This window comes from Flammeovirga agarivorans (genome assembly GCF_012641475.1).
Taxonomy (GTDB): Bacteria; Bacteroidota; Bacteroidia; order Cytophagales; family Flammeovirgaceae; genus Flammeovirga; species Flammeovirga agarivorans.
Genome location: NZ_JABAIL010000120.1, coordinates 1 through 571 on the forward strand (window position 1 = coordinate 1; position 571 = coordinate 571).

1 protein-coding gene is annotated in these 571 nt (G+C 35.0%); it reads left to right on the top strand.

Annotated features, from left to right (window positions below; translation table 11 throughout):
- On the top strand, nucleotides 1-521 hold a 521-nt coding region (locus tag HGP29_RS28535), incomplete at its 5' end, for a hypothetical protein (RefSeq protein ID WP_211093478.1).
- Nucleotides 522-571: the final 50 nt, after the last annotated feature.

The following is a 571-nucleotide window of genomic DNA, read 5'->3' on the forward strand; positions in this document are numbered from 1 at the left end:
CACCCGCTGGTCGTAGTTTAGCCATTACGTTGTACACCATTATAGAGAAAATGACCAAACAAAAGAGGATAATAATTATTGGTGGGCTATTTCTTTTAGCACAGTTAGTATATTTCTCTGACTATATCTCACCGTTTCAATGGGGACAAATAAAGGTTAGTGGGCTTTCTTGTACTTGTCCAGATGAAAAAGTAGTAAGTGGTCAATTGTACCTAAGAAATATAACACCAGATAGCCTAAAAAAATATGACTTGGATTACTCAGAAATATATGTTTCAGAAAGACCATCAACAAACATAGATCCTATGGGTGTTGATTTATATATGATTAAAGGACAAGTTATAGGAAAAGATAGAGTAAGTCTAAATGATCCATGGAATCCAAAATTAAAAATTGACGACTGGAGAGGAGTCGATATTCTAAAAGATTGGGGAACAAAAGGACTTTTTTTTTGGCAGATATTTATTTGGCTAATTCTTGTAAGACAAACAAGAAATAAAACTGTGTACAACAACAGCTAAAACTCCACATTCGGGTGACGCACCCTCACACGTAGTTTAGCCATCACGTT